Raw genomic sequence first — 22,963 nt, 5'->3', positions numbered from 1 at the left:
TCCCTCTCAGCCCAGCAGGACGTCGTCGTCGCCCAGCCGCTTCAGCTCGCGGTAGAGAATGGCCAGGTTGGTGACGACCGCCGCTCCGGTCACGACGGCGTCGAGCAGCCGCAGCGTGTCGTTGTCTCCGCGGGCCTTCTTGATCTGCTTGTAGACACCGACGGCGCCGAACGCCGACGTGGCCATCGAGACGTACAGACCGGACTTGGACTTCTTGAAGCCCTTGGCCTTGGACAGTGCGCTCACAGCGACGGAGCCTCCTCGATCAGCGGGTGGCCCCACTTTTCCACGAAGGCGGCCTCGACGGCGGCGCCCACCTTGTACAGGCGGTCGTCCTTCATGACGGGGGCGATGATCTGCAGACCGACCGGGAGGTTGTCCTCCGGGGCGAGGCCGCACGGCAGCGACATGGCCGCGTTGCCCGCCAGGTTGGTCGGGATGGTGCACAGGTCGGCGAGGTACATCGCCATCGGGTCGTCGGCGCGCTCGCCGATCGCGAAGGCGGTGGTCGGGGTCGTCGGGGAGACGATCACGTCGACCTGCTCGAACGCCTTGTCGAAGTCCTGCTTGATGAGCGTGCGGACCTTCTGGGCGCTGCCGTAGTACGCGTCGTAGTAGCCGGAGCTGAGCGCGTACGTGCCGAGCATGATGCGGCGCTTGACCTCGGGGCCGAAGCCCGCCTCACGGGTGAGGGAGGTGACCTCCTCGGCGGAGTGCGTGCCGTCGTCGCCGGTCCGCAGGCCGTAGCGCAGGCCGTCGAAGCGGGCGAGGTTGGAGGAGCACTCGGAGGGCGCGATCAGGTAGTACGCCGACAGCGCCAGGTCGAAGGAGGGGCAGTCCAGCTCGACGATCTCGGCGCCGAGCTCCTTGAGCAGTTCGACCGACTCGTCGAAGCGCTGGATGACGCCGGCCTGGTAGCCCTCGCCGCGGAACTGCTTGACGACGCCGACGCGCATGCCCTCGACGCTGCCGTTGCGGGCGGCCTCGACGACCGGCGGGACCGGCTCGTCGATGGAGGTGGAGTCCATCGGGTCGTGCCCGGCGATGACCTCGTGCAGCAGGGCCGCGTCGAGGACCGTGCGGGCGCAGGGGCCGCCCTGGTCCAGCGAGGACGAGAAGGCGACCATGCCGTAGCGGGAGACCGCGCCGTACGTCGGCTTCACGCCGACCGTGCCGGTGACGGCCGCGGGCTGGCGGATCGAGCCGCCCGTGTCGGTGCCGATGGCCAGGGGCGCCATGTACGCGGCCAGCGCGGCGGAGGAGCCGCCGCCGGAGCCGCCGGGGATCTTGGTCAGGTCCCAGGGGTTGCCGGTGGGGCCGTAGGCGCTGTTCTCGGTGGAGGACCCCATGGCGAACTCGTCCATGTTGGTCTTGCCGAGGATGACGACGTCGGCGGCCTTCAGCCGCTTGGTGAGCGTCGCGTCGTACGGCGGGATCCAGCCTTCGAGGATCTTGGAGCCGACGGTGGTCGGGATGCCCTCGGTGGTGAAGATGTCCTTCAGCGCGAGGGGGACGCCGGCCAGGGGGCCGAGCTTCTCGCCCCGCCGGCGCTTCTCGTCCACGGCACGGGCCTGGGCGAGGGCGCCCTCGCGGTCGACGTGCAGGAAGGCGTGCACCTTCTCGTCGACGGCCTCGATGCGGGCGAGGTGGGCCTCGGTGACCTCGACGGCCGTGAGCTCGCCGGAGGCGATCTTCGCGGCGGTCTCGGCGGCCGTGAGCTTGATGATGTCCGTCATGGCTTGTTAGTCCTCCCCCAGGATCTGCGGCACCTTGAAACGCTGCTGCTCCTGGGCCGGGGCGCCGGAGAGCGCCTGCTCGGGGGTGAGCGAGGGACGGACCTCGTCCGGGCGCATGACGTTGGTCAGCGGGAGCGGGTGCGAGGTCGGCGGTACGTCTTGGTCGGCGACCTCGCTGACGCGGGCGACCGCGCCGATGATGTCGTCCAGCTGTCCCGCGAAGTGGTCGAGCTCTTCGGGCTTCAGCTCCAGACGCGCCAGCCGGGCGAGGTGGGCGACCTCCTCGCGCGTGATGCCAGGCATGCAGCGATCCTCTGGGGTGAGTGAATGTGGTGTGGCCCAATCCTATGGGGCGGGGGGCCGTGCCCGTGAAACGGTTTGCCCTCCCTCGCCCGGGAGGGCCCGCCGACCGCGTCTCGCGCCCGGCCGCGGGCGGCGCCAGGCCACCCGGCCGGAAGGGTCCGCCGCGCCCGCGGGCCGGCCCACGCGGGCCCAGTCGTCCGCCACGCACGGAGTCGTCCGCCACGCACGGAGTCGTCCGCCACGCACGGAGTCGTCCGCCACGCACGGAGTCGTCCGCTGCGGGCGGAGTCGTCCGCTGCGGGCGGAGTCGTCCGCCGCGCCCACGGGCCGGGCTACACCACGCGGCCCGAGTCGTCCGCCGCGGCCGCCGGGAGCGCCGCGCGGGGGCGCTGCCAGCCCCGGGAGCCCCGGGCGCGGAGCCAGGCCGTGGTCTCGTCGGGCGGCATCGCGGCGGCGACCAGCCAGCCCTGTACGGCGTCGCAGCCCAGGTCGCGCAGGCGTTCCCAGGTTTCGTCGTCCTCGACGCCTTCGGCGACGACGAGCAGGCCGAGGGAGTGCGCGAGGTCGACCGTGCAGCGCACGATCTCGGCGTCCTCGTGGTCGAGCGCGAGCCGCGCCACGAACGAGCGGTCGATCTTGAGCTCGCTGACGGGGAGCCGGCGCAGGTGCACGAGGGAGGAGTAGCCCGTGCCGAAGTCGTCCAGGGACATCTTCACGCCGTGCCCGGTCAGCCCGTTGAGGGTGTCGGCGGCGCGCTGCGGGTCCTCCAGCAGGACGTGCTCGGTGATCTCCAGTTGGAGCGCTCCCGCGGGCACGCCGTGCCGGGCCAGCCGGGCGGCGACCGAGCCGGCGAAGCCGGGGGTGTGCACGTCACGCGGGGAGACGTTCACCGCGACCGGCACGAACAGGCCCTGGGCGCGCCAGCGGGCGACCTGGCCGAGCGCGGTCTCCAGGACGTACTCGGTGAGGTGGGGCATCAGGCCCGAGGACTCGGCGATCGCTATGAACTCGTCCGGCGGCACCTTGCCGCGCTCCGGGTGCACCCAGCGGACCAGGGCCTCCAGGCCCGCGACCTGTCCGTCGAAGCGGACCTTGGGCTGGTAGTGCAGGTGCACCTCGTGCGCGTCGAGCGCGCGGCGCAGATCACCGAGCAGGCCGAGCCGGTCCGGGGTGTTCGAGTCGCGCTTGGACTCGTACACCTCGACGCCCGTGCGGTCCCGCTTGGCCTGGTACATCGCCACGTCGGCCCTGCGCAGCAGGCCTTCGGCGTCGAGTGCGTGGTCGGGGAAGACGGCCACTCCGGCGCTGGCCTCCAGGACCAGCGTGAGGCCGTCGAGATCGAGGGGGGAGCTGAGCGCGGCGACCAGCTGGCGGGCGACGCGGGTCGCGGACGTCGTGGAGTCGGCGACCGGCAGTAAGACGGCGAACTCGTCCCCGCCGAGCCGCGCGGCCTCCGCCCCACGCGGCAGCGCCACCCGCAGCCGGTCGGCGATCTGCAGCAGCAGCCGGTCCCCGGCCAGGTGACCGAGGGTGTCGTTGACCGACCGGAACCGGTCGAGGTCGATCAGCATCAGGGCGGCTCGGGCGTCGATCCGCTCGGCGTCGTCCAGCGCGGTCCAGATGCGCTCCAGCAGCCACTGCCGGTTGGGCAGCCCGGTGAGCGGGTCGCGCAGCTGCTCCTCCGCCCGGGCCCGGGCTATCCACAGCGTGGAGTCCAGGGCGATGAGGGGGATGGAGAACAGCGGCAGCAGGATCGGCTTGGCCACGGTCACCACGCACACCAGCGGCGCGATGCCCAGCAGCGCGACCGCGACCAGGCCCTGTCTGACGAGGGCGGTGCGGGCGACGGTGGGCACGCCGGGGCGGGGGGCGTGCAGGTACCAGAGCAGGACGCGGGTGACGGCGAGGTAGGCGACGGCGACCAGGGCCACCTCGGGTGCCGTGGTCAGCGTCCAGGCGCCCGGGTCCGTGGGGGACTCGACGGACGGCACCGTGCCGAAGGCGGCCAGCACCAGGGCGCCGGCCCCGATGCCGAGGAGGTCGACGGCCCCGTGCAGCACACCCTGGCGCCAGCGGTTGCGGCGGGCTATGCCGACCAGCACGACCACCGTGAGGCTGACCATGCCGGCCGGGAGCCAGCCGTAGAGCAGCAGCACGGCGAGGGTGAGGGCGGCGCCCGAACCGGTGCCGCCCCACCAGCGGGAGCGGCCGAGCATGACGAGGTGTCCGACGATGACGCCGGTCAGCAGGGCCAGCGCCCAGCCGGTCGTGCCCGACGGGAAGAGGGCGTGACCGCCGGTGAAGGCGCGGTAGAAGCCGGCGCCCAGGACGAACCCGGCGGCCGCGACGATCGCCGCGGGCAGCGCGGGCCAGGACGGGTGCCGGTCGCCGTCCGCGTCCGGGCCGGTGTTGGTCAGTGCCGCGGGGTGCTCGGTGCCCGGCTGGGCGGCGCCGCGGCCGTCGGCTGCGGCGCGCCCGGCGGCGGCGCGTGGGTCCGCGGCGCGGCCGTCCGCGGTGTACTGTCCGACGGCGCGCACCTCCGCGCCCGGTCGCCCCGCCGGCCGTCCGGCCCCACGCACTGCGCGCCATGCGACCGCCATCCGGCGCAGCGGTGAGCCCGGCACGGCGCTCTCGGTCGGTTCCATTCCCGTCCCTCTCACAGCCGGCGGTGCCCACGCCCCGCGGCCCGGTGCCCGACAAACTCAACGGCCCGCGTTGGAAAACCCTTCCCCGCACTCCGCGCGAGCACGAAGATGCCCCGACCGCAGCTGGGCACGGCAGGCGCACATCTCAACAGTAGGCCGCAGAAGGCTTCCACGGGCAGCGGTCGCCGACGGTTGCCCGAATGCGCCCCGGCCACCCGTATGCATCTGGTATGCGCCGAACGGGTGGCCTTCAACCGCTACTCCTCGGACGAAAGGGCGACTTCGGCCGCTGCTTCCGGCCCTTGTTCGAGCAGGACCCTGAAACCTTCCTCGTTCAGAACCGGAACCTTCAGCTGCATGGCCTTGTCGTACTTCGATCCGGGGCTGTCGCCCACGACGACGAAGGACGTCTTCTTCGAAACGGAGCCGGTCACCTTCGCACCGCGGCTCTGCAGTGCCTCCTTGGCGCCGTCCCGCGTGAAGTGTTCGAGCGTGCCGGTGACGACGACCGTGAGGCCTTCGAGGGGGCGCGGTCCCTCGTCCTCGCCGGTGCTCTCCGCCTCCATGCGGACGCCCGCGGCCTTCCACTTACGGATGATGTCGCGGTGCCAGTCCTCGGCGAACCACTGCTTGAGGGAGGCGGCGATGGTGGGCCCGACACCCTCGGTGTTCGCCAGCTCCTCCTCCGTGGCCTGGTCGATGCGCTCGATCGAGCGGAACTCCCGGGCCAGGGCCTCGGCCGCGACCGGCCCGACGTGACGGATCGACAGGCTGGTGAGGATGCGGGCCAGGGGGCGTTCCTTGGCGGCGGCGATGTTCTCCAGCATGGCGAGGGCGTTCTTGCGGGGCTCGCCCTGCTGGTTCGCGAACACCGTCGCGACCTTCTCCTCGCCGGTCTTCGGGTCGCGCTTGGGCAGGCCGCTGTCCTGGTCGAGGACATAGGCCTTGATGGGCAGCAGCTGTTCGACGGTGAGGTCGAACAGGTCGCCCTCGTCCGCCAGCGGCGGGGTCTCGGGCTCCAGCGGTGCCGTGAGGGCGGCCGCGGCGACGTAGCCGAAGTGCTCGATGTCCAGCGCCTTGCGGCCGGCGAGGTAGAACAGGCGCTCGCGCAACTGGGCCGGGCACGTGCGGGCGTTGGGGCAGCGCAGGTCGACGTCGCCCTCCTTCATGGGCCGCAGCGGGGTGCCGCACTCGGGGCACTCGCTCGGCATCACGAACTCGCGCTCGCTGCCGTCACGCAGGTCGGCGACGGGGCCGAGGATCTCCGGGATGACGTCGCCGGCCTTGCGCAGCACGACCGTGTCGCCGATGAGGACGCCCTTGGCCTTGACCACGTCCTGGTTGTGCAGCGTGGCGAACTCGACCTCGGAGCCGGCGACGGTGACCGGCTCGACCTGGGCGTAGGGGGTGACCCGGCCGGTGCGGCCCACGCCCACGCGGATGTTGACCAGCTTGGTGTTGACCTCCTCCGGGGCGTACTTGTACGCGATGGCCCAGCGCGGGGCGCGCGAGGTGGAGCCGAGGCGGCCCTGGAGGGGGATCTCGTCGAGCTTGACGACGACGCCGTCGATCTCGTGCTCCACGGAGTGGCGGTTCTCGCCGTAGTGGGCGATGAACTCCCGTACGCCGTCGAGGCCGTCGACCACCTTGTTGTGCCGGGAGGTGGGCAGGCCCCAGGTCTTGAGCAGGTCGTAGGCCTGGGAGAGGCGGGTCAGGCCGGTGAAGCCCTCCAGGGCGCCGATGCCGTGGACCACCATGTGCAGGGGGCGGGTGGCGGTGACGCGGGGGTCCTTCTGGCGCAGCGAACCGGCGGCCGCGTTGCGCGGGTTGGCGAAGGGCTTGTCGCCGGCCTCGACCAGCCGGGCGTTGAGCTCCTGGAACTTCTCCATGGGGAAGTAGACCTCGCCGCGGATCTCCACGAGGTCGGGGACCTCGTCGCCCTTGAGGCGGTCGGGGATCTCCGCGATGGTCCGTACGTTCGGCGTGATGTCCTCGCCGGTGCGGCCGTCGCCGCGGGTCGCCGCGCGGGTGAGGCGGCCGTGCTCGTAGGTGAGGTTCACGGCCAGGCCGTCGACTTTCAGCTCGCACAGGAAGTGGTAGTCCTGCTCGCCCAGTTCGCGGGCGATGCGCTCCGTCCAGGCGGCCATCTCGTCGTCGTTGAACGTGTTGTCCAGCGAGAGCATGCGCTCGCGGTGGGCGACCGCCGTGAACTCCGTCTCGTAGGACCCGGCGACCTTCTGGGTCGGCGAGTCCGGCGTGCGCAGCTCCGGGTGCTCCTCCTCCAGCGCCTCCAGGGACCGCAGCAGCTGGTCGAACTCCGCGTCGCTGACGACGGGAGCGTCCTTCACGTAGTAGCGGAAGCGGTGCTCCTCGATCTGCTCCGCGAGGCGCGCGTGCTTCTCCCGTGCCTCGGCGGGCACCGTCGTCGTCTCCGCTTGCTTGTCGCCGGCCACCGTGTCGTCCTCCCGTTACTCTGGGTTGTCCGCGAGGGATCTCGCCGCCCTGACACAGTGGGCGAGAGCCTGGCGCGCGTACCCCGGGGAGACCCCCGCGAGTCCGCACGCCGGGGTGAGCGTGACCGCCTCCGCGAGAAGCCCCGGAGACAGCCCCAGCCTGCGCCACAGCGTCCTGACACCCATGACGCTACCGGCAGGGTCTGACAATGGGCCCTCCGCGGACGGGACGACACCGGCGAAGAGCCGGGTGCCGGCCTCCACGGCCTCCCCGATCGCCTCGTCGTCACGCTCGGTGAGCAGGGAGAAGTCGAACGAGACGGCCGCGGCGCCCGCCCGACGGAGCAGGGCGAACGGGACCTCCGGGGCGCAGGAGTGGACGACGACCGGGCCGCCGGTGTGGATCCCGGCCAGGTCGCGCAGGGTCTGCTCGACCACCTGCCGGTCGACGGCCCGGTGCGTGCGGTAGCCGCTGGCGGTCTTCACCCGGCCGCGCAGCACGGCGGTGAGGGACGGTTCGTCGAGCTGGAGCACGAGCTGCGCGCCCGGGACGCGCCGCCGCACCTCGGCGAGGTGCTCGCGCACTCCCTCAGCGAGGGAGGCGGCCAGGTCCCGGCAGGCGCCGGGGTCGGACAGGGCCGCCTCGCCGTTGCGCAGCTCGAGATTGGCGGCGAGGGTCCAGGGGCCGACGGCCTGGACCTTCAGCGGCCCCTGGTACTCCTGCGTGAACTCCTCCAGGGCGTCGAGGTCCTCGCCGAGCCAGGAGCGGGCCCGCTTGGTGTCCCGCCCCGGCCGGTCGCCGAGCCGCCAGCCGCTGGGCTCCACGCGCGCGTACAGCTCGACGAGCATCCCGGCGGTCCGGCCGATCATGTCGGCGCCCGGGCCCCGGGCGGGCAGTTCGGGCAGGAAGGGGAAGTCCTCGAAGGACCCGGTGGCGGTCTTGGCGGCCTCCCGGGCGTCGCCCCCGGGCAGGGAGCCGACGCCGGTGGCCGGACCGAACCTGAACTGGCTGTTTTCGCTCACCCGAGAAGCCTACGGAACCGCCCCGGGGGTCAGTTCCCCGGTCGCACCGTCAGGTCGTTGACCTCCGCGTCGCGCGGCAGGTCCAGGGCCATCAGGATCGTCGTGGCCACCGACTCGGGGTCGATCCACTTCGAGGCGTCGTACTCCTTGCCCTCCTGCTGGTGGACCTTGGCCTGCATGGGGCTGGCCGTGCGGCCGGGATAGACCGAGGTGACCCGCACGCCGTTGCCGTGCTCCTCGTGGCGCAGGGAGTCGGCGAGGGCCTTCAGGCCGTGCTTGGAGGCGGCGTAGGCGGACCAGTCTGCGTGGGCGTTGAGTCCGGCGCCGGAGTTGACGAAGAGCACGTGGCCGCGGGCGGCGCGCAGCTGGGGCAGGAAGTGGCGGGTCAACTCGGCGGGGGCGACGAGGTTGACGTTGAGCTGGTGGCGCCAGGCCTTCGGGGTGAGCTCGCCGACCGGGCCGAGGTCGACGACCCCGGCGATGTGCAGCAGCGAGTCCACCCGGTCGGGCAGCGACTGGTGGGAGAAGGCCCAGGAGAGCTTGTCGGGGTCCGCGAGGTCGCCGACCAGGGTCCTGGCGCCCGGGAACCCGGCCGCCAGCTCCTTGGCGCGGCCCGCGTCGCGCGCGTGCAGCACGAGGTCGTCCCCGCGCGCGTGCAGCCGGCGGGCCACGGCCGCGCCGATGCCGGATCCGGCCCCGGTGATCACATGAGTAGCCATGACCGCCATGCTCGCATCAGGTCCGGGTCACGCGATGCCCCGGCTCTCCTCCAGGTAGGCCAGTGCCCCGACCGGCTCCTCCGCGAAGAAGACCAGCTCGGCCAGCGGGCGGGGCAGGAAGCCCTCGTCCTCCATGCGGCGGAACTGCTCCTTCAGGCCGTCGTAGAAGCCCGCGGTGTTGAGCAGGACCACCGGCTTGTCGGTGTGGCCGTGCTTCTTCAGTTCCAGGATCTCGGTCGCCTCGTCGAGCGTGCCCGTGCCGCCGACCATGATGACCACGGCGTCGGCCTTCTCCAGGAGGAGCTTCTTGCGCTCGGCGAGGTCCTCGGCGATGACCATCTCGTCGACGCCCGGGCGGACCTTGGACGCGAGGAACCGCACGGAGACGCCGGTCAGCCGGCCGCCCGCCTCCTGCACGCCGTCGGCGACGACCTTCATCAGGCCGACGTCGGAGCCGCCCCACACGAGGGTGTGACCGCCCTTGCCGAGCAGCTCGGCGAACTCCCGCGCGGGCCGGGTGTAGCGCTCGTCGAGGTCGGCGGCGGAGAGGAAGACACAGATGTTCATGAACCCACCGTACGGGCCCGGTCGGGGGCCGCGGTGAGGCGCATCTTGGACTGGCGGTGCGGCAGCCGCTCCCAGTCGTCCATGAACCGGGCGGCCAGGCCGTGCCGCGCGGCGAGGTCGGTCAGCGTCCGCGTCCGGTAGTAGAAGTCCTCGTGCAGCACCTGGTGCTCCTCGCCCTCGGTGCGGTCGAACGTGAAGTCGAAGAACCCGCCGGGCGCGAGGATCCGCCCGACGTGCGCGAAGCACTCCTCGATGACGGGCAGCGGCGAGTGCGAGAAGACGCTGTGCGCGTGCACCACGTCGAAGTGCGCCTCGGGCAGGAAGGCGAAGGTCAGGTCGTCGGCGAGGGTGAGGTGGGGCAGCTTGGGCTGGAGCTTGTCGGCGACCAGGGTGTCCTGCGCCGCGAGCAGGATGTGCGGCGAGATGTCGATGCCGTAGTAGTGGCCGGTGTCGAGGTAGTCGATGAACAGCCGGCCGGCGCGCAGGTTGCCGCAGCCGATGTCGAGCATGCGGTGGTGCGGCCGCAGGCCGTGCCCCACGAGGTAGTCGAACTGCATGCGCCCGATGCGCGTCCACGCCTCGCGCGAGGGTTGTGCCCCACCGCCGCCTCCGCGCTGCGCGCCGCGTCCGAGGCCATCACGGCCCGGTAGTACGCGATGTGGTCGCGGTAGCGCAGCCGCAGCAGGGCGTCGCGCGCCACCCGCCGGGCGTGCGCCGGCACCCGCTCCGGATGGCGCAGGGCGTACCGGATCTGGTGGGCCAGGCTGGTGCGGTTCCTGGCCGGTCGAGTGGCGCGCATCAGGGCCTCCTGCGGCGAGGGAAGAACTCCGCTTCAGCCTGCGCTGTACCGGAGACGTCGGCTACCCGAGGAGGGCGATCGTGACAACAGGGCACCGCATCACCGTCGAGCAGAGCGGACGGCACGTGCGCGTGGTGCGCGACGGGCAGGTTCTCGCGGAGAGCGACCGGCCGCTGCTGCTGCGGGAGACGGGCTGTCCCGACCGGTACTACATCCCGCCGGAGGACGTGCGCCTGGACCTGCTGACCCCGTCGGGCACGCGGACGTACTGCCCCTTCAAGGGCACCGCGTCCTACTGGTCGCTGCCGGGGGCGGCGGACCTCGTCTGGGCGTATCCGGACCCCAAGCCGGACGTCGCCGGGATCAAGGACCACCTGTGCTTCTACGACGTGGAAGTGACGTGATCGGCTGACGCACGGCCCGCCTCACCCAGGAACACCGCGCGGTGCGGCAGTCTCAACAGGCATGGACAAGAAGACCCTTTCGCGTGACGGCACGCGCATCGCCTACGAGAGCACCGGCCGGGGCCCCACGGTCGTCCTGGTGAGCGGCGCGATGTCGACGGGCGGCACGCTGGCGCCGCTGGCGGTGTCGCTGTCGGAGCGCTTCCAGGCCGTCGTGTACGACCGCAGGGGCCGCGGCGCCAGCGGGGACACGGCCCCCTACGCGGTGGAGCGCGAGGTCGAGGACCTGGCGGCGGTGATCGAGGCGGTGGGCGGCGAGGCGCTGCTGTACGGCATCTCCTCGGGTGGCGCGCTCGCCCTGGAGGCGGCGGCCAGCGGGCTGCCGGTACGGCGGGTGGCGGTGTACGAGACGCCGTTCGCGATGTCCGAGGAGGGCGCCAGGGAGCGTGCGGAGTACACCCGGGGGCTGACGGAGGCGCTCGGCGAAGGACGGCGCGGGGACGCGGTCGAACTGTTCCTGCGACTGACGGGCCTGGCCGAGAGCGTGATCCGGAGCGCCCGCCAGTCCCCCATGTGGGCGGGCATGGAGACCCTCGCGCCGAGCCTCGCCTACGACGACGCCGTCATGGGTGACGGCCGGGTCCCCCGGGAGCGGCTGGCCTCGGTGGGCGTCCCCACACTGGCGGTGGCGGGCGACGCGAGTCCGGCCTGGCTGCGGGAGGCGGCCCGGGCCATCGCGGACTCCGTGCCCGACGGGGCGTACCGCACGCTCCAGGGGCAGACGCACATGGTGGAGCCGAACGTCCTGGCGCCGGTGCTGACGGAGTTCTTCAGCCGGGGCTGAGCGGCCCGTGTACGGCTCCACGCGCGCGTGGAGCCGCTTTCGGGCGGGGGCGGGGCCGGGTCAGGCGACGCCCGCCGTCGCCCGCACGGTCGACGCGATCGTCGCCGAGCCCACCACGCGCGTGCCGTCGTAGAGCACGATCGCCTGGCCGGGGGCGACGCCGCGGACCGGCTCGGTGAAGGTGACCTCCAGGGAGCCGTCGACGACCTCGGCGGTCACCTCGGTCTCGCCGCCGTGGGCGCGCAGCTGGGCCGTGTAGGTGCCGGGGCCGGTGGGGGCGGCGCCGCACCAGCGCGGCTTGATCGCCCGCAGCCCGGTGACGTCGAGGGCGTCGGCCGGGCCGACGGTCACCGTGTTGTTCACCGGGGAGATGTCGAGGACGTAGCGGGGCTTGCCGTCGGCGGCGGGCGTGCCGATGCGCAGTCCCTTGCGCTGGCCGATCGTGAAGCCGTACGCGCCCTCGTGGGTGCCCAGCTTGTTGCCGGCCTCGTCGACGATGTCGCCCTCGGCCCTGCCCAGCCGCTGCGCCAGGAAGCCCTGGGTGTCGCCGTCGGCGATGAAGCAGATGTCGTGCGAGTCGGGCTTCTTGGCGACGGCCAGGCCCCGGCGCTCGGCCTCGGCACGGATCTCGTCCTTGGTGGTGACGGTGTCGCCGAGCGGGAACAGCGCGTGGGCGAGCTGCCGGTCGTCGAGCACGCCGAGGACGTACGACTGGTCCTTGGCCATGTCGGAGGCGCGGTGCAGCTCGCGGGTGCCGTCCTCGCGGACGATGACCTTGGCGTAGTGGCCGGTGCAGACCGCGTCGAAGCCGAGGGCGAGCGCCTTGTCGAGGAGGGCGGCGAACTTGATCTTCTCGTTGCAGCGCAGGCACGGGTTGGGGGTGCGGCCGGCCTCGTACTCGGCGACGAAGTCCTCGACGACGTCCTCGCGGAAACGGTCGGCGAGGTCCCACACGTAGAACGGGATGCCGATGACGTCGGCGGCGCGGCGGGCGTCGCGCGAGTCCTCGATGGTGCAGCAGCCCCGCGCGCCGGTGCGGAAGGATTGGGGGTTGGCGGAGAGCGCGAGGTGGACGCCGGTCACGTCGTGGCCCGCCTCGGCCGCGCGGGCGGCGGCGACGGCGGAGTCGACGCCGCCGGACATGGCGGCGAGGACGCGGAGGGGGCGGGGGCGCTGCGGGGTGTCAGTCATAACCCCTCCAGGGTAAGGGGGCGTGGGAACCAGGACCCGCGAGTATCCGTTGACGATCACATGGGACAGCGGAAGGCTCCGAAGGACGGCGACCGGAGGGTCGGGCGCCGCGCGCTGCTGATCGGCGGCGCGGCGGCCGCGGCGGGCACGGCCGTGCTGGCCCGGGACGAGCTGGCGCGGCTGTGGTGGCGCACGCCGGGCGTGGAGAAGCCGCGCAAGGAGGGCGAGGTCGACTTCGCGGGCGCGCGCTGGGTGGCGGCCTCGGACGCGAACTGGCGGCGCGCGGACCGGCCCGACGACTTCGGCATAGACATGGTGATCGTGCATGTCACGCAGGGCAGCTTCGACAGCGCGGTGAAGGCGTTCCAGGACCCGGGGCACAAGGCGGCCACGCACTACATCGTCCGCCAGGACGGGCACGTGACGCAGATGATCCGCGAGCTGGACGTGGCGTACCACGCGGGCAACCGCGACTACAACGAACGCAGTGTCGGCATCGAGCACGAGGGTTTCGTGGACCGCCCGCAGGACCTCACGGACGAGATGTACGAGGCCTCGGCGCGGCTCACCGCCCGGATATGCGCGCGGTACGACATCCCGGTCGACCGGGAGCACATCATCGGCCACGTGGAGGTGCCGGGCACGGACCACACGGACCCGGGACCGCACTGGGACTGGGACAAGTACATGCGGCTGGTGCGCCGGGCGCGCACGGCGCCCGCCTGACCGGCCCGGCCGGGCCGCGTCAGAAGAGGGCGGCGACGAGGGCGACGGCCGGTGCGAGCCCCTGGCCGAGCGCCCCGCGCCACAGCCGCGGGAACGACACGGCGAAGACGGCGGCGGACACCACGAGGAAGCCGCAGAGGTAGAGGACCAGGGCGCGGCCGGCGCTCTCGTCCCCGGTGTGCAGGAGCACGACCCCGGCGACGAGCCCGAGTCCGAGCAGGATGTTGTAGACGGCGACCCCGGACCGCCACAGCGTCACCTCGGGGGCGTCCGCCGTGGACGTGGTGAGGAACTGCCGGACGGCCGGGCGGTGGTAGAAGAAGCGCTCCAGGACGCCCACCACGAGGTGGATCAAAGCGGCGAACAGGGCGAAGACCTGCGTGACGACGTTCACGTCCGGAGTGTCCGCCCGGCGCCGTGCCCCGGCAAGAGCACGCGCCGAAGCCCGCGCGCCCCTCACGCACGCCGAGCGCCGCGTCGGCCTCCGTGTCGCACCTCGCACAGCGGAGGCTTCGTCACCTCGCACGCCGGAGGCTGCGGCGGTCTCCGTCCCGGGCCTAGGTCAGTCCCGCCGCCCGGGCCCGTTCCACCGCCGGGCCGATGGCCTTGGCCAGGGCCTCGATGTCGGCCTCGGTGGAGGTGTGGCCGAGGGAGAAGCGCAGGGTGCCGCGGGCCAGGTCGGGATCGGTGCCGGTGGCGAGGAGGACATGGCTGGGCTGGGCGACGCCGGCGGTGCAGGCGGAGCCGGTGGAGCACTCGATGCCCTGGGCGTCGAGCAGGAGCAGCAGGGAGTCGCCCTCGCAGCCGGGGAAGGTGAAGTGCGCGTTGGCCGGAAGGCGCCCCTCGGGGTCGGGGTCGCCGCCGAGGATCGCGTCCGGCACGGCCGAGCGGACCGCGGCGATGAGGGCGTCGCGCAGGGCACCGATCTCGCGGGCGAACCACGCGCGCTGCTCGGCGGCCAGCCGCCCGGCGACGGCGAAGGAGGCGATGGCGGGCACGTCCAGAGTGCCGGAGCGCACGTGCCGCTCCTGCCCGCCGCCGTGCAGAACGGGCACGGGAGTGTGCTCGCGCCCGAGGATCAGCGCGCCGATGCCGTAGGGGCCGCCGATCTTGTGGCCGGAGACGGTCATCGCGGCGAGGCCGGAGGCACCGAAGTCCACGGGGATCTGACCGAAGGCCTGGACGGCGTCCGAGTGCAGCGGGACTCCGAACTCGGCGGCGGCGTCGGCCAGTTCACGGATCGGCAGGATCGTGCCGATCTCGTTGTTCGCCCACATGACGGTGGCGAGGGCCACGTCGTCGGGGTTGCGGGCGATGGCCTCGCGCAGGGTGTCCGGGTGGACGCGCCCGTGGGCGTCGACCGGCAGGTACTCGATGGTGGCGCCCTCGTGTTCGCCGAGCCAGTGCACGGCGTCGAGGACCGCGTGGTGCTCGACGGGGCTGGCGAGGACGCGGGTGCGGGCCGGGTCGGCGTCGCGGCGTGACCAGTAGAGGCCCTTGACGGCGAGGTTGTCGGCCTCCGTGCCGCCCGAGGTGAAGACGACCTCGCTGGGGCGCGCGCCGAGGGCCTCGGCGAGGGTCTCGCGGGCCTCCTCGACGGTGCGGCGGGCCTGCCGGCCGGATGCGTGGAGGGAGGACGCGTTACCGGTGGCACCCAGCTGGGCGGTGAACGCCTCAACCGCCTCCGGGAGCATCGGGGTGGTCGCGGCGTGGTCGAGGTAAGCCATGGTGAGCCCGATTCTACGGCTCCCCCTGCGCGGACCTCAGACGGAGGTTGGCCGAAGGTGAACCGCTTTCCGGCGCGGCGGCGGCCCGTCGTCCCCGGGCCCGGCCGCGGCTCGCCGGCGCGTGGTCGGCCGGCGACGGCTCAGAAGCTCCAGGAGATCGTGCTGTCGGACGCCATGAAGGCGGCCAGGACCAGCAGGTCGGCGACGCCCAGACCCAGACCGAGCAGGGCGCGGCCGCGGCGCTCGGTGCCGCGCCACAGGGCGACGCTCGCCAGCACGATGGCGACGGGGCCGAGGAAGATGTTGAGCACGAGCAGGCCGAGCAGGCCGAGGACGAAGGACGCGACGGCCATGCCGTCGGTGTCGCGGATGCCGGTGCGGCGCGAGGCCGGGGCGGTGAGCTGCATGCTGATCGACTCCCGTGGTCGGGTCGGACGTGCGGTGGTCGGTGGGCCCGGTCAGTGGGCCTGCGTGTGGCGCCGGCGGTTGCGCTCGCGCAGCGCGAAGACGCCGAGCCAGACCGCGATGACGGCGGCGGCGGCCAGGGAGAAGCCGAGCGGCGCGTGGGCGACGGTGCCCAGCACGACCCCCAGCAGCAGGAGTGCGGCGACGATGAACAGCACGGGAAACAACCCCCAGGATTTCGGTGAACGTTTGTAGTTACAGTTGTTCACTGACTTCCCAGCCTAGCGCCTCTCATGACTTTCCAATTCCAGAGAACAGTTGTTAACTGCATGGTATGAGTCACACCCTCGGCATCCGGCAGGCCCAGAAGCAGAAGACCCGGCAGGCACTCCTGGACGCGGCCCTCGGGCTGCTGGAGGAGCAGAGCCTGAGCAGCCTCGGGCTGCGCGAGGTCACCCGCGCCGTCGGGGTCGCCCCGACCGCCTTCTACCGCCACTTCCGCTCCACGGCGGATCTGGGCGTGGCCCTGGTCGAGGAGGCGCTGGGCAGCCTGCACCCGATGATCCGGACGACGGTGTCCGGGACGGGTGACCAGGAGGAACGCATCGCGCGCGCCATCGAGTTGATCGCCCGTCACGTCGACGGGTACCCCGCGCATGTCCGATTCATCGCCCGGGAGCGACATGGCGGAGTCCAGCCGGTGCGGGAGGCCATACGGGACCAACTGTCCCGGTTCGCCGGGGAGGTGAAGGACGAGCTGGCCAAGGACCCGGTGTCCGAGGGCTGGAGCGAGGACGACCTGCTGATGCTGGCCCACCTCTATGTCGACCAGATGCTGATCACGGCGTCGCTCTTCCTGGAGGCGCTGGAGGGCCCCGAGGAGGCTCGCGAGGAGCGCGAGCGGGAGGTCGCCCGGGTGGCGACCCGGCAGATGCGCCTGATCGGCCTCGGCCGCCACCATTGGCTGGATTGAGCCGCACCGCACAACCCCGGGGTCACGCCCCGCGCGACGACCCCCGGAGAGGACGCCCCGCGCAACGGCCGGAAGCGGCACCCCCGGCACAACGACCGGGCGCGGCACACCCCCGCACGACGAAGGGCGGCACACCCCGCACAACGACCGAGTGGCACGCCCCGCACAACGACCGAGTGGCACGCCCCGCACAACGACCGGGTGCACGCCCCGCGCAACGACCGGGTGCACGCCCCGTACAACGACCGGGGGCGGCACGCCCGTTCGCGCGTGCCGCCCCGTCGGTTTCCGGCCGCACGAACACGGCCCGCGGTTCAGGCCAGGCGGACCCGGGCCAGCTGCCGGGACTGTGCCACCAGCCGGTCCGCGCTGTCCCACACCTCCGCGTCCTCCTCCAGGAAGCCGCCGGCGAGGTTGCGCGTGGTGATCGACACGCGCAGCGGGCCCGGCGCCGGACGGCTGCGCACGTGCACGGTCAGCTCGACGGTCGGCACCCAGCCCTTCAGGCCGAGTTCGAAGGCGGTGGGCGGCAGGGCGTCCACCGCGAGCAGGAGGGAGAGCGGGTCGGGGTCCCGGCCGTCCTTGAGCCCGAACCAGGCCCGCATCTCACCCTTGCCGGACGGCTGCCCGAGCGCCCAGCCCAGGGTCGACGGGTCCAGCTTGAGCATCAGCCGGTCGGTGATGGCCGAGCTGCCGTCGACGGGGGCGGGCCCGTCCTCCGGGCCGAAGCAGTGCTCGATCGGCGGGATCTCGGGCGGCCGGGCCGTCGTGCGGACGTCGTCGGGCAGGGTGTCGAGGTCGCCGTAGGAGGCGAGCACCCGGATGCGTTCGACCTCGCGGCCCTCGTCGTCGAACTGGAGGAGCGAGGCCTGGCCGGTCGACAGGGTGCGGCCGGTGCGGACGACGTCCGTGCGGACGACCGCCGGGCCGGGCTGCGACGCGGTCAGGTAGTGCGCCGAGATGGTGAAGGGGTCGCCGTGCGGCAGGGCGTCCGCGAGCGCCCGGCCGAGGACGGCCAGCAGGTAGCCGCCGTTGACGGCGCTGATGATCGTCCAGCCGGCGGAGAGGTCGATGTCGTAGACGCCGGGAGCGCGGCGGGTGAGCGCGGTGTCGCGGTCGAACTCGCTGTCGCCGATCGTGGCCCGGACGGCCGGGGCGGAGGCTGCTTCTGGCATGGCTGAACAGTACAAGAAGTGACTACTAAGCGGTAGCTTTGCTCTCACCTCGGCGGGCGGACCCGAGTGAGACGTGGGCAACTTCTTGGTAAGTGCCCGACTCGTCCGTAAACCCCGCGGCCGGTTCCGCCCTCTGTAGGGGCATGAGCCTCACCGGGACCCCGTTCCTCTGCACGCTGGTCGTGCTCTCCGTCGTGGCCCTCGCGCTGCCGCTGGCCCTCTGGACGCGGATCCGCGGCCCCCGCCTCCTGCGGACCGCTGCCCGGACGCTGATGCTGCTGTTCGCGCAGGGAACCGCCGTGGCGCTGGTCTTCACGCTGGTCAACAACGCCAACGGTCTCTACGACGACTGGGCCGACCTGCTCGGCACCGGCGACCACGTGGAGCAGGCGGCGGACCTGGGCGCCGACGGCACCGGTGGTATCGCCCTGAAGCGGCTGCCCCCGGTGCGGCAGACCTTCGAACCCGCCGCCGGGCCCGGGATGCGCGCGGCCGGCGGGGTCCGGGTCACCCAGCTCAAGGGCCGGGTGTCCGGCGTGAACGCCGAGGTCTACGTCTGGCTCCCGCCCCAGTACGACGACCCCGCCTACCGGCACCACCGGTTCCCGGTCGTGGAGCTGCTGCCCGGCTACCCCGGCTCGGCGAAGGCCTGGTTCGGCTCACTGCACGCACACGAACAGCTGGAGCCGCTGATGCGCGACGGCCGTATCGCCCCGTTCATCCTGGTCGCGCCCCGCACCAACCTGCTGGCCGGGGTGGACACCGGGTGCGCCAACATCCCGGGCACGGTCAACGCCGACAGCTGGCTCAGCGTCGACGTCCCGAAGATGGTCATGGACAACTTCCGCGCCCGGCCCGCCCCCGGGGGCTGGTCCGTCGCCGGCTACTCGGCCGGGGCGCACTGCGCGGCCAAGCTCGCCGTCGCCCACCCCGACCGCTACCGGGCCGCCGTGAGCCTGTCGGGCTACAACGACCCGATCGGCGAGCGCGACTCGCTCGCCGCGCGGACCCCCGCGCTGCGCGACGCGAACAACCCGTGTCTGCTGCTGGCCCGGGCGCCCGCCCCGCCGCGGATCGCGCTCTACCTCTCCGGCCAGCCGCGCGACGGGTACGAGGCGGGCAGGGCGCTGGAGCGGATCGCGAAGGCCCCGACGACCGTGCACGTCGTGTACGTCCCGAAGAGCGCCGGCGGGCACACCATGGCACTGTGGCGGCCGCAGGTCGTGCCCGCCTTCGCCTGGCTGACGCAACAGACGGGCGCGCGTCCCGTCACGGCAGGACGGGCTGCTCCTCCTCGCTCACCGTCGACCGCCGGTGCCAGGCCCGCGGAGCTCGCCAGTGGAACCGCATGGCGAGCAGGCGCAGCACGAAGGCCGTGATCACCGCGAGGGCGCTGGTGAACGGGTTCAGGGCGTCGTAGCGGATGCACAGGGCGACCAGGGCGGAGCCGACGATCGCCGGGACCGCGTAGAGGTCGCGGTCCCAGCGCAGCAGCGAGGGCACCTCGTTGGCCAGGACGTCGCGCAGCACGCCGCCACCGACCGCGGTGGTCAGCCCCAGGCCGGCCGAGGCGGTCAGGCCGAGCCCGTACTCGTACGCCTTGATCGTGCCGGCGACGCAGAACAGGCCGAGGCCCGCCGCGTCGAAGACGTTCACGGCGACCTGGATGCGTTCGACCTGCGGATGCAGGAAGAAGACGAGGAGGGTGGCGAGCAGCGGGGTGAGGAAGTACCCCAGGTCCGTGAACGCGGCGGGCGGTACGGCCCCGATGACCAAATCGCGGAAGAGCCCGCCGCCCAGCGCGGTGACCTCGGCGAGGACGGCCATGCCGAAGACGTCGAAGTTCTTGCGCACGGCCAGCAGGGCGCCGGAGATCGCGAAGACGAAGATGCCGATCAGGTCGAGCGTGTGCTGGACGGACGGACTGAAGAGTTGCTGGAGCACACGGGCATTTTCCCCCACGGGTGAGCCCCCGCCCTGATGTGCGAGGGCGGGGGCTCGGGTGGGCTCACTTCTCGACGGTCGCGGTACCGCCGTTCGCCTCGGCGGCCTCCTCGGCCGAGGACAGCAGCTGGGTGTCCTGCGGCTGCTGGTCCTCGAAGTTCTCCGGGTGGTGGCAGGCGACGCGCTGCCCGGCCCGCAGCTCCACCAGCGGCGGCTCGGTCGTCTTGCAGATCTGGGTCGCCTTCCAGCACCGGGTGTGGAAGCGGCAGCCGCTCGGCGGGGCGATCGGCGAGGGCACGTCGCCCTTGAGCAGGATGCGCTCGCTCTTGACGCCCCGGCGCTTGGGGTCCGGGATCGGCACGGCCGACAGCAGCGCCTTGGAGTACGGGTGCATCGGCGACTTGTAGAGCTTGTCCCGGTCGGCCAGCTCGACGATCTTGCCGAGGTACATCACCGCGATCCGGTCGGACACGTGCCGGACCACCGACAGGTCGTGCGCGATGATCACGTACGTGAGGCCGAGTTCCTGCTGGAGGTCGTCCAGCAGGTTGACCACCTGGGCCTGGATCGACACGTCCAGCGCGGAGACCGGCTCGTCGGCCACCACGAGCTTGGGGTTGAGCGCGAGCGCGCGGGCGATGCCGATGCGCTGGCGCTGACCGCCGGAGAACTCGTGCGGATAGCGGTTGTAGTGCTCGGGGTTGAGACCGACCACCGACAGCAGCCGCTGGACCTCCTTCTTCACGCCGCCCTCGGGCTCGACGCCCTGGAGCCGGAAGGGGGCGCCGACGATCGTGCCGATCGTGTGCCGGGGATTCAGCGAGGAGTACGGGTCCTGGAAGATCATCTGCACGTCGCGGCGCATCGGGCGCAGGTCGCCGACGCCGAGGTGCGTGATGTCCTTGCCCTCGAACTCGACCGTGCCGCCGGTCGGTTCGAGCAGCCGGGTGATCAGCCGGCCCATGGTGGACTTGCCACAGCCGGACTCGCCGACGACGCCGAGCGTCTCGCCCTTGCGGACCTCGAAGTCGATGCCGTCGACGGCCCGGACCGCGCCGGTCTGCCGCTGGAGCAGGCCCTTGCGGATCGGGAAGTGCTTCTGCAGGCCCGTCACCTTCAGCAGGATCTCACCGTCGGCGGTGGTGTCCTTGGTGAGGGTGCTGCCGCTGGTGTCCGGTTCGCTCACCGTTTTGTCGTCGCTCACAGCTTCGGCGCAATCTCTTCGGTCCAGATACGCTCCCGCTGCTCCTGGCTCATGTGGCAGGCGGCCCAGTGCGAGCCGCCGACCTCGGTCAGCTCGGGGCGGACCGTGCGGGTGACGTTGTCCTTCGGGATGTCCGCGTACGGGCAGCGCGGGTGGAAGGCGCAGCCCGACGGGAGGTTGATCAGGGAGGGCGGCGCGCCCTTGATCGGGATGAGCCGGTCGGTCTCCTCGCGGTCCAGCCGCGGCATCGAGCCGAGCAGGCCCCAGGTGTAGGGGTGCCGGGGCTCGGAGAAGACGTCCTCGGCGGGACCGCACTCCACGCACCGGCCGCCGTACATGACCAGCAGGTCGTCGGCCATCTCGGCGACCACGCCCAGGTCGTGGGTGATCATGATGACCGCGGAGCCGAACTCCTTCTGCAGGTCGTGGATCAGGTCCAGGATCTGCGCCTGCACGGTGACGTCCAGGGCGGTGGTCGGCTCGTCCGCGATGAGCAGCTCGGGGTTGTTCACCAGCGCCATGGCGATCATGGCGCGCTGGCGCATACCGCCGGAGAACTCGTGCGGGTAGCTGTCGACGCGCTTGGCGGGTTCGGGGATGCCGACCCGGTCCAGCATCTCGATCGCGCGCTGCTTGGCGGCCTTCTTGCTGACGTCGTGGTGGACGCGGTACGCCTCGACGATCTGGTGGCCGACCGAGTAGTAGGGGTGCATCGCGGACAGCGGGTCCTGGAAGATCATGGCCATCTTCCGGCCGCGCAGCCGCCGCACCTCGTCGGGGTCGGCCGCGATCAGTTCCTGGCCGTCCAGCCAGACCTCGCCGGAGACGTGGGCGCGCGCCGAGCGGTGCAGGCCCATCACACCGAGCGAGGTGACGGACTTGCCGGAGCCGGACTCGCCCACGATGCCCAGGGTCTTGCCCTTGCGCACGTCGAAGCTGACACCGTCGACCGACTTGACCAGACCGTCGTCGGTGTCGAAGTGGATGCGCAGGTCGCGGACGGACAGGAACACGTCGTCCGGGACGGACGGGGCGGTGGTGTCCGGTTCGCCGAGCGCGGCTTTGTCGAGCTTGCTCACGAGTACCTCACCCGGGGGTCGATGGCGGCGTACACCAGGTCGACGATCAAGTTGCAGAAGACGATGAAGAACGCGGCGACCAGGGTCACGCCCATCACGATGGGCAGGTCGTTGTCCTTGATGGCCTGGACCGAGTAGGCGCCGATGCCCTGGAGGGAGAAGACGGTCTCGGTGAGCACCGCGGTGCCGACGAGGGTGCCGAAGTCCATGCCGAAGATGGTGACGATCGGGGTGAGCGCGGAGCGCAGGCCGTGCTTGGTCACGACCGTGGTCTCCTTCAGACCCTTGGCCCTGGCCGTGCGGATGTAGTCCTCGTGCATCGTCTCCAGCATGCCCGCCCGGGTGAGCCGGGCGTACAGCGCGGAGAAGAGGAAGGCGAGGCTGATCCAGGGCAGCATCAGATGCCAGGCCCATTCGGCGGGGTTCTCGGTGAAGGGGACGTAGTCGATGCTGTCCCAGATGGGGATCTCGTAGACGAAGAGGGCGAGCAGGATCTGGCCCGTGAAGAAGATCGGGAGCGAGACGCCGGCGAGCGCGATGAACATGGAGATGCGGTCGATCGGCTTGCCCTTGCGCAGGGCCGAGATGACACCGGTCGTCACACCGGAGACCAGCCAGATCACCGCCGCACCGACGGCCAGCGAGAAGGAGACCGGAATCCGCTGCTCCAACTGCGGCCACACCTCGATGTGGCTCTTGAAGGAGTAACCGAAGCAGGGTGCGCTGCAGTGCGTCGCGTCGGGTCCGAACCGGTAGTCGGCGCCCGCCACGAGGCCCTTGATGAAGTTCCAGTACTGCTCGTAGACGGGTTGGTCCAGACCCAGGTTCTTCTTGATCGCGGCGACGGATTCGGGGTTCGCGTCCTTGCCGACGTACTGGGTGGCCAACTGGTCGGGCGTCTGGCCCCCGAGACGGGGCACCAGGAAGAAGATGGCGAAGGTGACTGCGCTGACCACCAGCAGCAACAGCACCGCGCCCATGACGCGTCGGAGGATGTACGCAGCCACAGCTGTACGGCCCCGGGTGGCCGCGGCGGGATCGTCCGC

At 72.0% G+C, this 22,963-nt stretch carries 23 protein-coding genes and 1 pseudogene; 5 read left to right on the top strand and 19 right to left on the bottom strand.

The genetic code is table 11. The features are described from left to right. Positions 1-6: 6 nt before the first annotated feature. The 9 genes and pseudogenes from ACIGAQ_RS35105 to ACIGAQ_RS35065 all read right to left on the bottom strand — a co-directional run bounded on the left by ACIGAQ_RS35105 (position 7) and on the right by ACIGAQ_RS35065 (position 10,245). Entirely contained in the window at positions 7-246 is a 240-nt protein-coding gene (locus ACIGAQ_RS35105; protein ID WP_019329755.1) for a hypothetical protein, read from the bottom strand. Next, complete coding sequence (gene gatA, locus ACIGAQ_RS35100; RefSeq protein ID WP_311685561.1) at positions 243-1,736, bottom strand: Asp-tRNA(Asn)/Glu-tRNA(Gln) amidotransferase subunit GatA; 1,494 nt, start codon at positions 1,734-1,736, stop codon at positions 243-245. The genes ACIGAQ_RS35105 and gatA overlap by 4 nt, the downstream gene beginning before the upstream one ends. Before the next feature lie 6 nt (positions 1,737-1,742). Then, entirely contained in the window at positions 1,743-2,039 is a 297-nt protein-coding gene (gene gatC / locus ACIGAQ_RS35095; RefSeq protein ID WP_031117542.1) for an Asp-tRNA(Asn)/Glu-tRNA(Gln) amidotransferase subunit GatC, read from the bottom strand. Positions 2,040-2,371: 332 nt separating this feature from the next. Beyond that, on the bottom strand, positions 2,372-4,684 hold the full coding sequence (locus ACIGAQ_RS35090) for a putative bifunctional diguanylate cyclase/phosphodiesterase (RefSeq protein WP_399790226.1): 2,313 nt from the start codon (positions 4,682-4,684) through the stop codon (positions 2,372-2,374). Between the two features lie 257 nt (positions 4,685-4,941). Beyond that, positions 4,942-7,137, bottom strand: coding sequence for an NAD-dependent DNA ligase LigA (gene ligA / locus ACIGAQ_RS35085; RefSeq protein WP_399790224.1), 2,196 nt, complete (start codon positions 7,135-7,137; stop codon positions 4,942-4,944). 15 nt (positions 7,138-7,152) lie between these two features. Beyond that, the gene (locus tag ACIGAQ_RS35080; protein ID WP_311685570.1) at positions 7,153-8,160 is read right to left on the bottom strand and encodes a methionine synthase; all 1,008 of its coding nucleotides are present in this window, start codon (positions 8,158-8,160) and stop codon (positions 7,153-7,155) included. Between the two features lie 29 nt (positions 8,161-8,189). Beyond that, positions 8,190-8,888 carry an SDR family oxidoreductase gene (locus tag ACIGAQ_RS35075; RefSeq protein WP_311685572.1) on the bottom strand — a complete coding sequence of 233 codons (699 nt, stop codon included), beginning with the start codon at positions 8,886-8,888 and terminating at the stop codon, positions 8,190-8,192. An 18-nt stretch (positions 8,889-8,906) separates the two neighbouring features. Next, a complete protein-coding gene (locus ACIGAQ_RS35070; protein ID WP_311685574.1) occupies positions 8,907-9,446 on the bottom strand; it encodes a TIGR00730 family Rossman fold protein in 540 nt (179 codons plus the stop codon). Then, positions 9,443-10,245: pseudogene (locus ACIGAQ_RS35065) on the bottom strand (class I SAM-dependent methyltransferase). The gene ACIGAQ_RS35070 and the pseudogene ACIGAQ_RS35065 overlap by 4 nt, the downstream one beginning before the upstream one ends. Before the next feature lie 80 nt (positions 10,246-10,325). On the opposite strand from ACIGAQ_RS35065, the gene ACIGAQ_RS35060 reads away from it, so the two are divergent. Together ACIGAQ_RS35060 and ACIGAQ_RS35055 are read left to right on the top strand one after the other, a co-directional pair. Then, entirely contained in the window at positions 10,326-10,649 is a 324-nt protein-coding gene (locus tag ACIGAQ_RS35060) for a DUF427 domain-containing protein (RefSeq protein ID WP_399790220.1), read from the top strand. Positions 10,650-10,710: 61 nt separating this feature from the next. Beyond that, positions 10,711-11,493, top strand: a complete 783-nt coding sequence (locus ACIGAQ_RS35055) for an alpha/beta fold hydrolase (protein ID WP_311685581.1) — start codon at positions 10,711-10,713, stop codon at positions 11,491-11,493. Between the two features lie 60 nt (positions 11,494-11,553). Here ACIGAQ_RS35055 and mnmA read toward each other — a convergent pair whose 3' ends face one another. Further along, entirely contained in the window at positions 11,554-12,684 is a 1,131-nt protein-coding gene (mnmA, locus tag ACIGAQ_RS35050) for a tRNA 2-thiouridine(34) synthase MnmA (RefSeq protein WP_362284134.1), read from the bottom strand. A 60-nt stretch (positions 12,685-12,744) separates the two neighbouring features. Between mnmA and ACIGAQ_RS35045 the strand changes: the two genes are divergently transcribed. After that, positions 12,745-13,410 (top strand): peptidoglycan recognition family protein, encoded by a 666-nt coding sequence (locus tag ACIGAQ_RS35045; protein WP_311685585.1) that lies wholly within the window; start codon positions 12,745-12,747, stop codon positions 13,408-13,410. Between the two features lie 19 nt (positions 13,411-13,429). Here ACIGAQ_RS35045 and ACIGAQ_RS35040 read toward each other — a convergent pair whose 3' ends face one another. The 4 genes from ACIGAQ_RS35040 to ACIGAQ_RS35025 form a co-directional block, all read right to left on the bottom strand. Next, positions 13,430-13,804, bottom strand: a complete 375-nt coding sequence (locus tag ACIGAQ_RS35040) for a DUF1304 domain-containing protein (protein WP_311685587.1) — start codon at positions 13,802-13,804, stop codon at positions 13,430-13,432. Between the two features lie 163 nt (positions 13,805-13,967). Beyond that, the gene (locus ACIGAQ_RS35035) at positions 13,968-15,137 is read right to left on the bottom strand and encodes a cysteine desulfurase family protein (protein WP_311685589.1); all 1,170 of its coding nucleotides are present in this window, start codon (positions 15,135-15,137) and stop codon (positions 13,968-13,970) included. 140 nt (positions 15,138-15,277) lie between these two features. Beyond that, positions 15,278-15,544 (bottom strand): DUF4190 domain-containing protein, encoded by a 267-nt coding sequence (locus tag ACIGAQ_RS35030; protein WP_311685591.1) that lies wholly within the window; start codon positions 15,542-15,544, stop codon positions 15,278-15,280. Positions 15,545-15,595: 51 nt separating this feature from the next. Beyond that, complete coding sequence (locus ACIGAQ_RS35025) at positions 15,596-15,760, bottom strand: hypothetical protein (RefSeq protein WP_094056284.1); 165 nt, start codon at positions 15,758-15,760, stop codon at positions 15,596-15,598. 116 nt (positions 15,761-15,876) lie between these two features. Here ACIGAQ_RS35025 and ACIGAQ_RS35020 point away from each other — a divergent pair, with 116 nt between their 5' ends. Continuing rightward, positions 15,877-16,515, top strand: coding sequence for a TetR family transcriptional regulator (locus ACIGAQ_RS35020; protein ID WP_311685593.1), 639 nt, complete (start codon positions 15,877-15,879; stop codon positions 16,513-16,515). A 314-nt stretch (positions 16,516-16,829) separates the two neighbouring features. Here ACIGAQ_RS35020 and ACIGAQ_RS35015 read toward each other — a convergent pair whose 3' ends face one another. Then, a complete protein-coding gene (locus ACIGAQ_RS35015) occupies positions 16,830-17,690 on the bottom strand; it encodes a thioesterase family protein (protein WP_311685596.1) in 861 nt (286 codons plus the stop codon). A 143-nt stretch (positions 17,691-17,833) separates the two neighbouring features. On the opposite strand from ACIGAQ_RS35015, the gene ACIGAQ_RS35010 reads away from it, so the two are divergent. Continuing rightward, positions 17,834-19,069 carry an alpha/beta hydrolase gene (locus ACIGAQ_RS35010; protein ID WP_399790212.1) on the top strand — a complete coding sequence of 412 codons (1,236 nt, stop codon included), beginning with the start codon at positions 17,834-17,836 and terminating at the stop codon, positions 19,067-19,069. Here the strand turns inward: ACIGAQ_RS35010 and ACIGAQ_RS35005 are convergent. From ACIGAQ_RS35005 to ACIGAQ_RS34990, 4 genes are all read right to left on the bottom strand, one after another. Continuing rightward, on the bottom strand, positions 18,960-19,634 hold the full coding sequence (locus ACIGAQ_RS35005; protein ID WP_094056288.1) for a trimeric intracellular cation channel family protein: 675 nt from the start codon (positions 19,632-19,634) through the stop codon (positions 18,960-18,962). The two genes, ACIGAQ_RS35010 and ACIGAQ_RS35005, sit on opposite strands and share 110 nt — an antisense overlap. Before the next feature lie 64 nt (positions 19,635-19,698). Next, on the bottom strand, positions 19,699-20,838 hold the full coding sequence (locus ACIGAQ_RS35000; protein ID WP_311685600.1) for a dipeptide ABC transporter ATP-binding protein: 1,140 nt from the start codon (positions 20,836-20,838) through the stop codon (positions 19,699-19,701). After that, complete coding sequence (locus ACIGAQ_RS34995; RefSeq protein ID WP_399790208.1) at positions 20,835-21,917, bottom strand: ABC transporter ATP-binding protein; 1,083 nt, start codon at positions 21,915-21,917, stop codon at positions 20,835-20,837. Before ACIGAQ_RS34995 ends, ACIGAQ_RS35000 begins: the two co-directional genes overlap by 4 nt. Then, the gene (locus tag ACIGAQ_RS34990) at positions 21,914-22,924 is read right to left on the bottom strand and encodes an ABC transporter permease (RefSeq protein ID WP_399790205.1); all 1,011 of its coding nucleotides are present in this window, start codon (positions 22,922-22,924) and stop codon (positions 21,914-21,916) included. The genes ACIGAQ_RS34995 and ACIGAQ_RS34990 overlap by 4 nt, the downstream gene beginning before the upstream one ends. Positions 22,925-22,963 lie beyond the last annotated feature (39 nt).

It is taken from the genome of Streptomyces sp. NPDC085932, assembly GCF_044540525.1.
Lineage (GTDB): Bacteria > Actinomycetota > Actinomycetes > Streptomycetales > Streptomycetaceae > Streptomyces > Streptomyces levis.
This window is presented reverse-complemented; position numbering and strand designations above follow the sequence as displayed.

Coding starts and splice junctions, on each gene's coding strand:
- ACIGAQ_RS35015 (WP_311685596.1), bottom strand. CDS start 17,690: ATGCCAGAAGCAGCCTCCGCCCCGGCCGTCCGGGCCACGATCGGCGAC.
- ACIGAQ_RS35090 (WP_399790226.1), bottom strand. CDS start 4,684: ATGGAACCGACCGAGAGCGCCGTGCCGGGCTCACCGCTGCGCCGGATG.
- ACIGAQ_RS35075 (WP_311685572.1), bottom strand. CDS start 8,888: ATGGCGGTCATGGCTACTCATGTGATCACCGGGGCCGGATCCGGCATC.
- gatA (WP_311685561.1), bottom strand. CDS start 1,736: ATGACGGACATCATCAAGCTCACGGCCGCCGAGACCGCCGCGAAGATC.
- ACIGAQ_RS35010 (WP_399790212.1), top strand. CDS start 17,834: ATGAGCCTCACCGGGACCCCGTTCCTCTGCACGCTGGTCGTGCTCTCC.
- ACIGAQ_RS35020 (WP_311685593.1), top strand. CDS start 15,877: ATGAGTCACACCCTCGGCATCCGGCAGGCCCAGAAGCAGAAGACCCGG.
- ACIGAQ_RS35030 (WP_311685591.1), bottom strand. CDS start 15,544: ATGCAGCTCACCGCCCCGGCCTCGCGCCGCACCGGCATCCGCGACACC.
- ACIGAQ_RS35070 (WP_311685574.1), bottom strand. CDS start 9,446: ATGAACATCTGTGTCTTCCTCTCCGCCGCCGACCTCGACGAGCGCTAC.
- mnmA (WP_362284134.1), bottom strand. CDS start 12,684: ATGACTGACACCCCGCAGCGCCCCCGCCCCCTCCGCGTCCTCGCCGCC.
- gatC (WP_031117542.1), bottom strand. CDS start 2,039: ATGCCTGGCATCACGCGCGAGGAGGTCGCCCACCTCGCCCGGCTGGCG.
- ACIGAQ_RS35045 (WP_311685585.1), top strand. CDS start 12,745: ATGGGACAGCGGAAGGCTCCGAAGGACGGCGACCGGAGGGTCGGGCGC.
- ACIGAQ_RS35035 (WP_311685589.1), bottom strand. CDS start 15,137: ATGGCTTACCTCGACCACGCCGCGACCACCCCGATGCTCCCGGAGGCG.
- ACIGAQ_RS35055 (WP_311685581.1), top strand. CDS start 10,711: ATGGACAAGAAGACCCTTTCGCGTGACGGCACGCGCATCGCCTACGAG.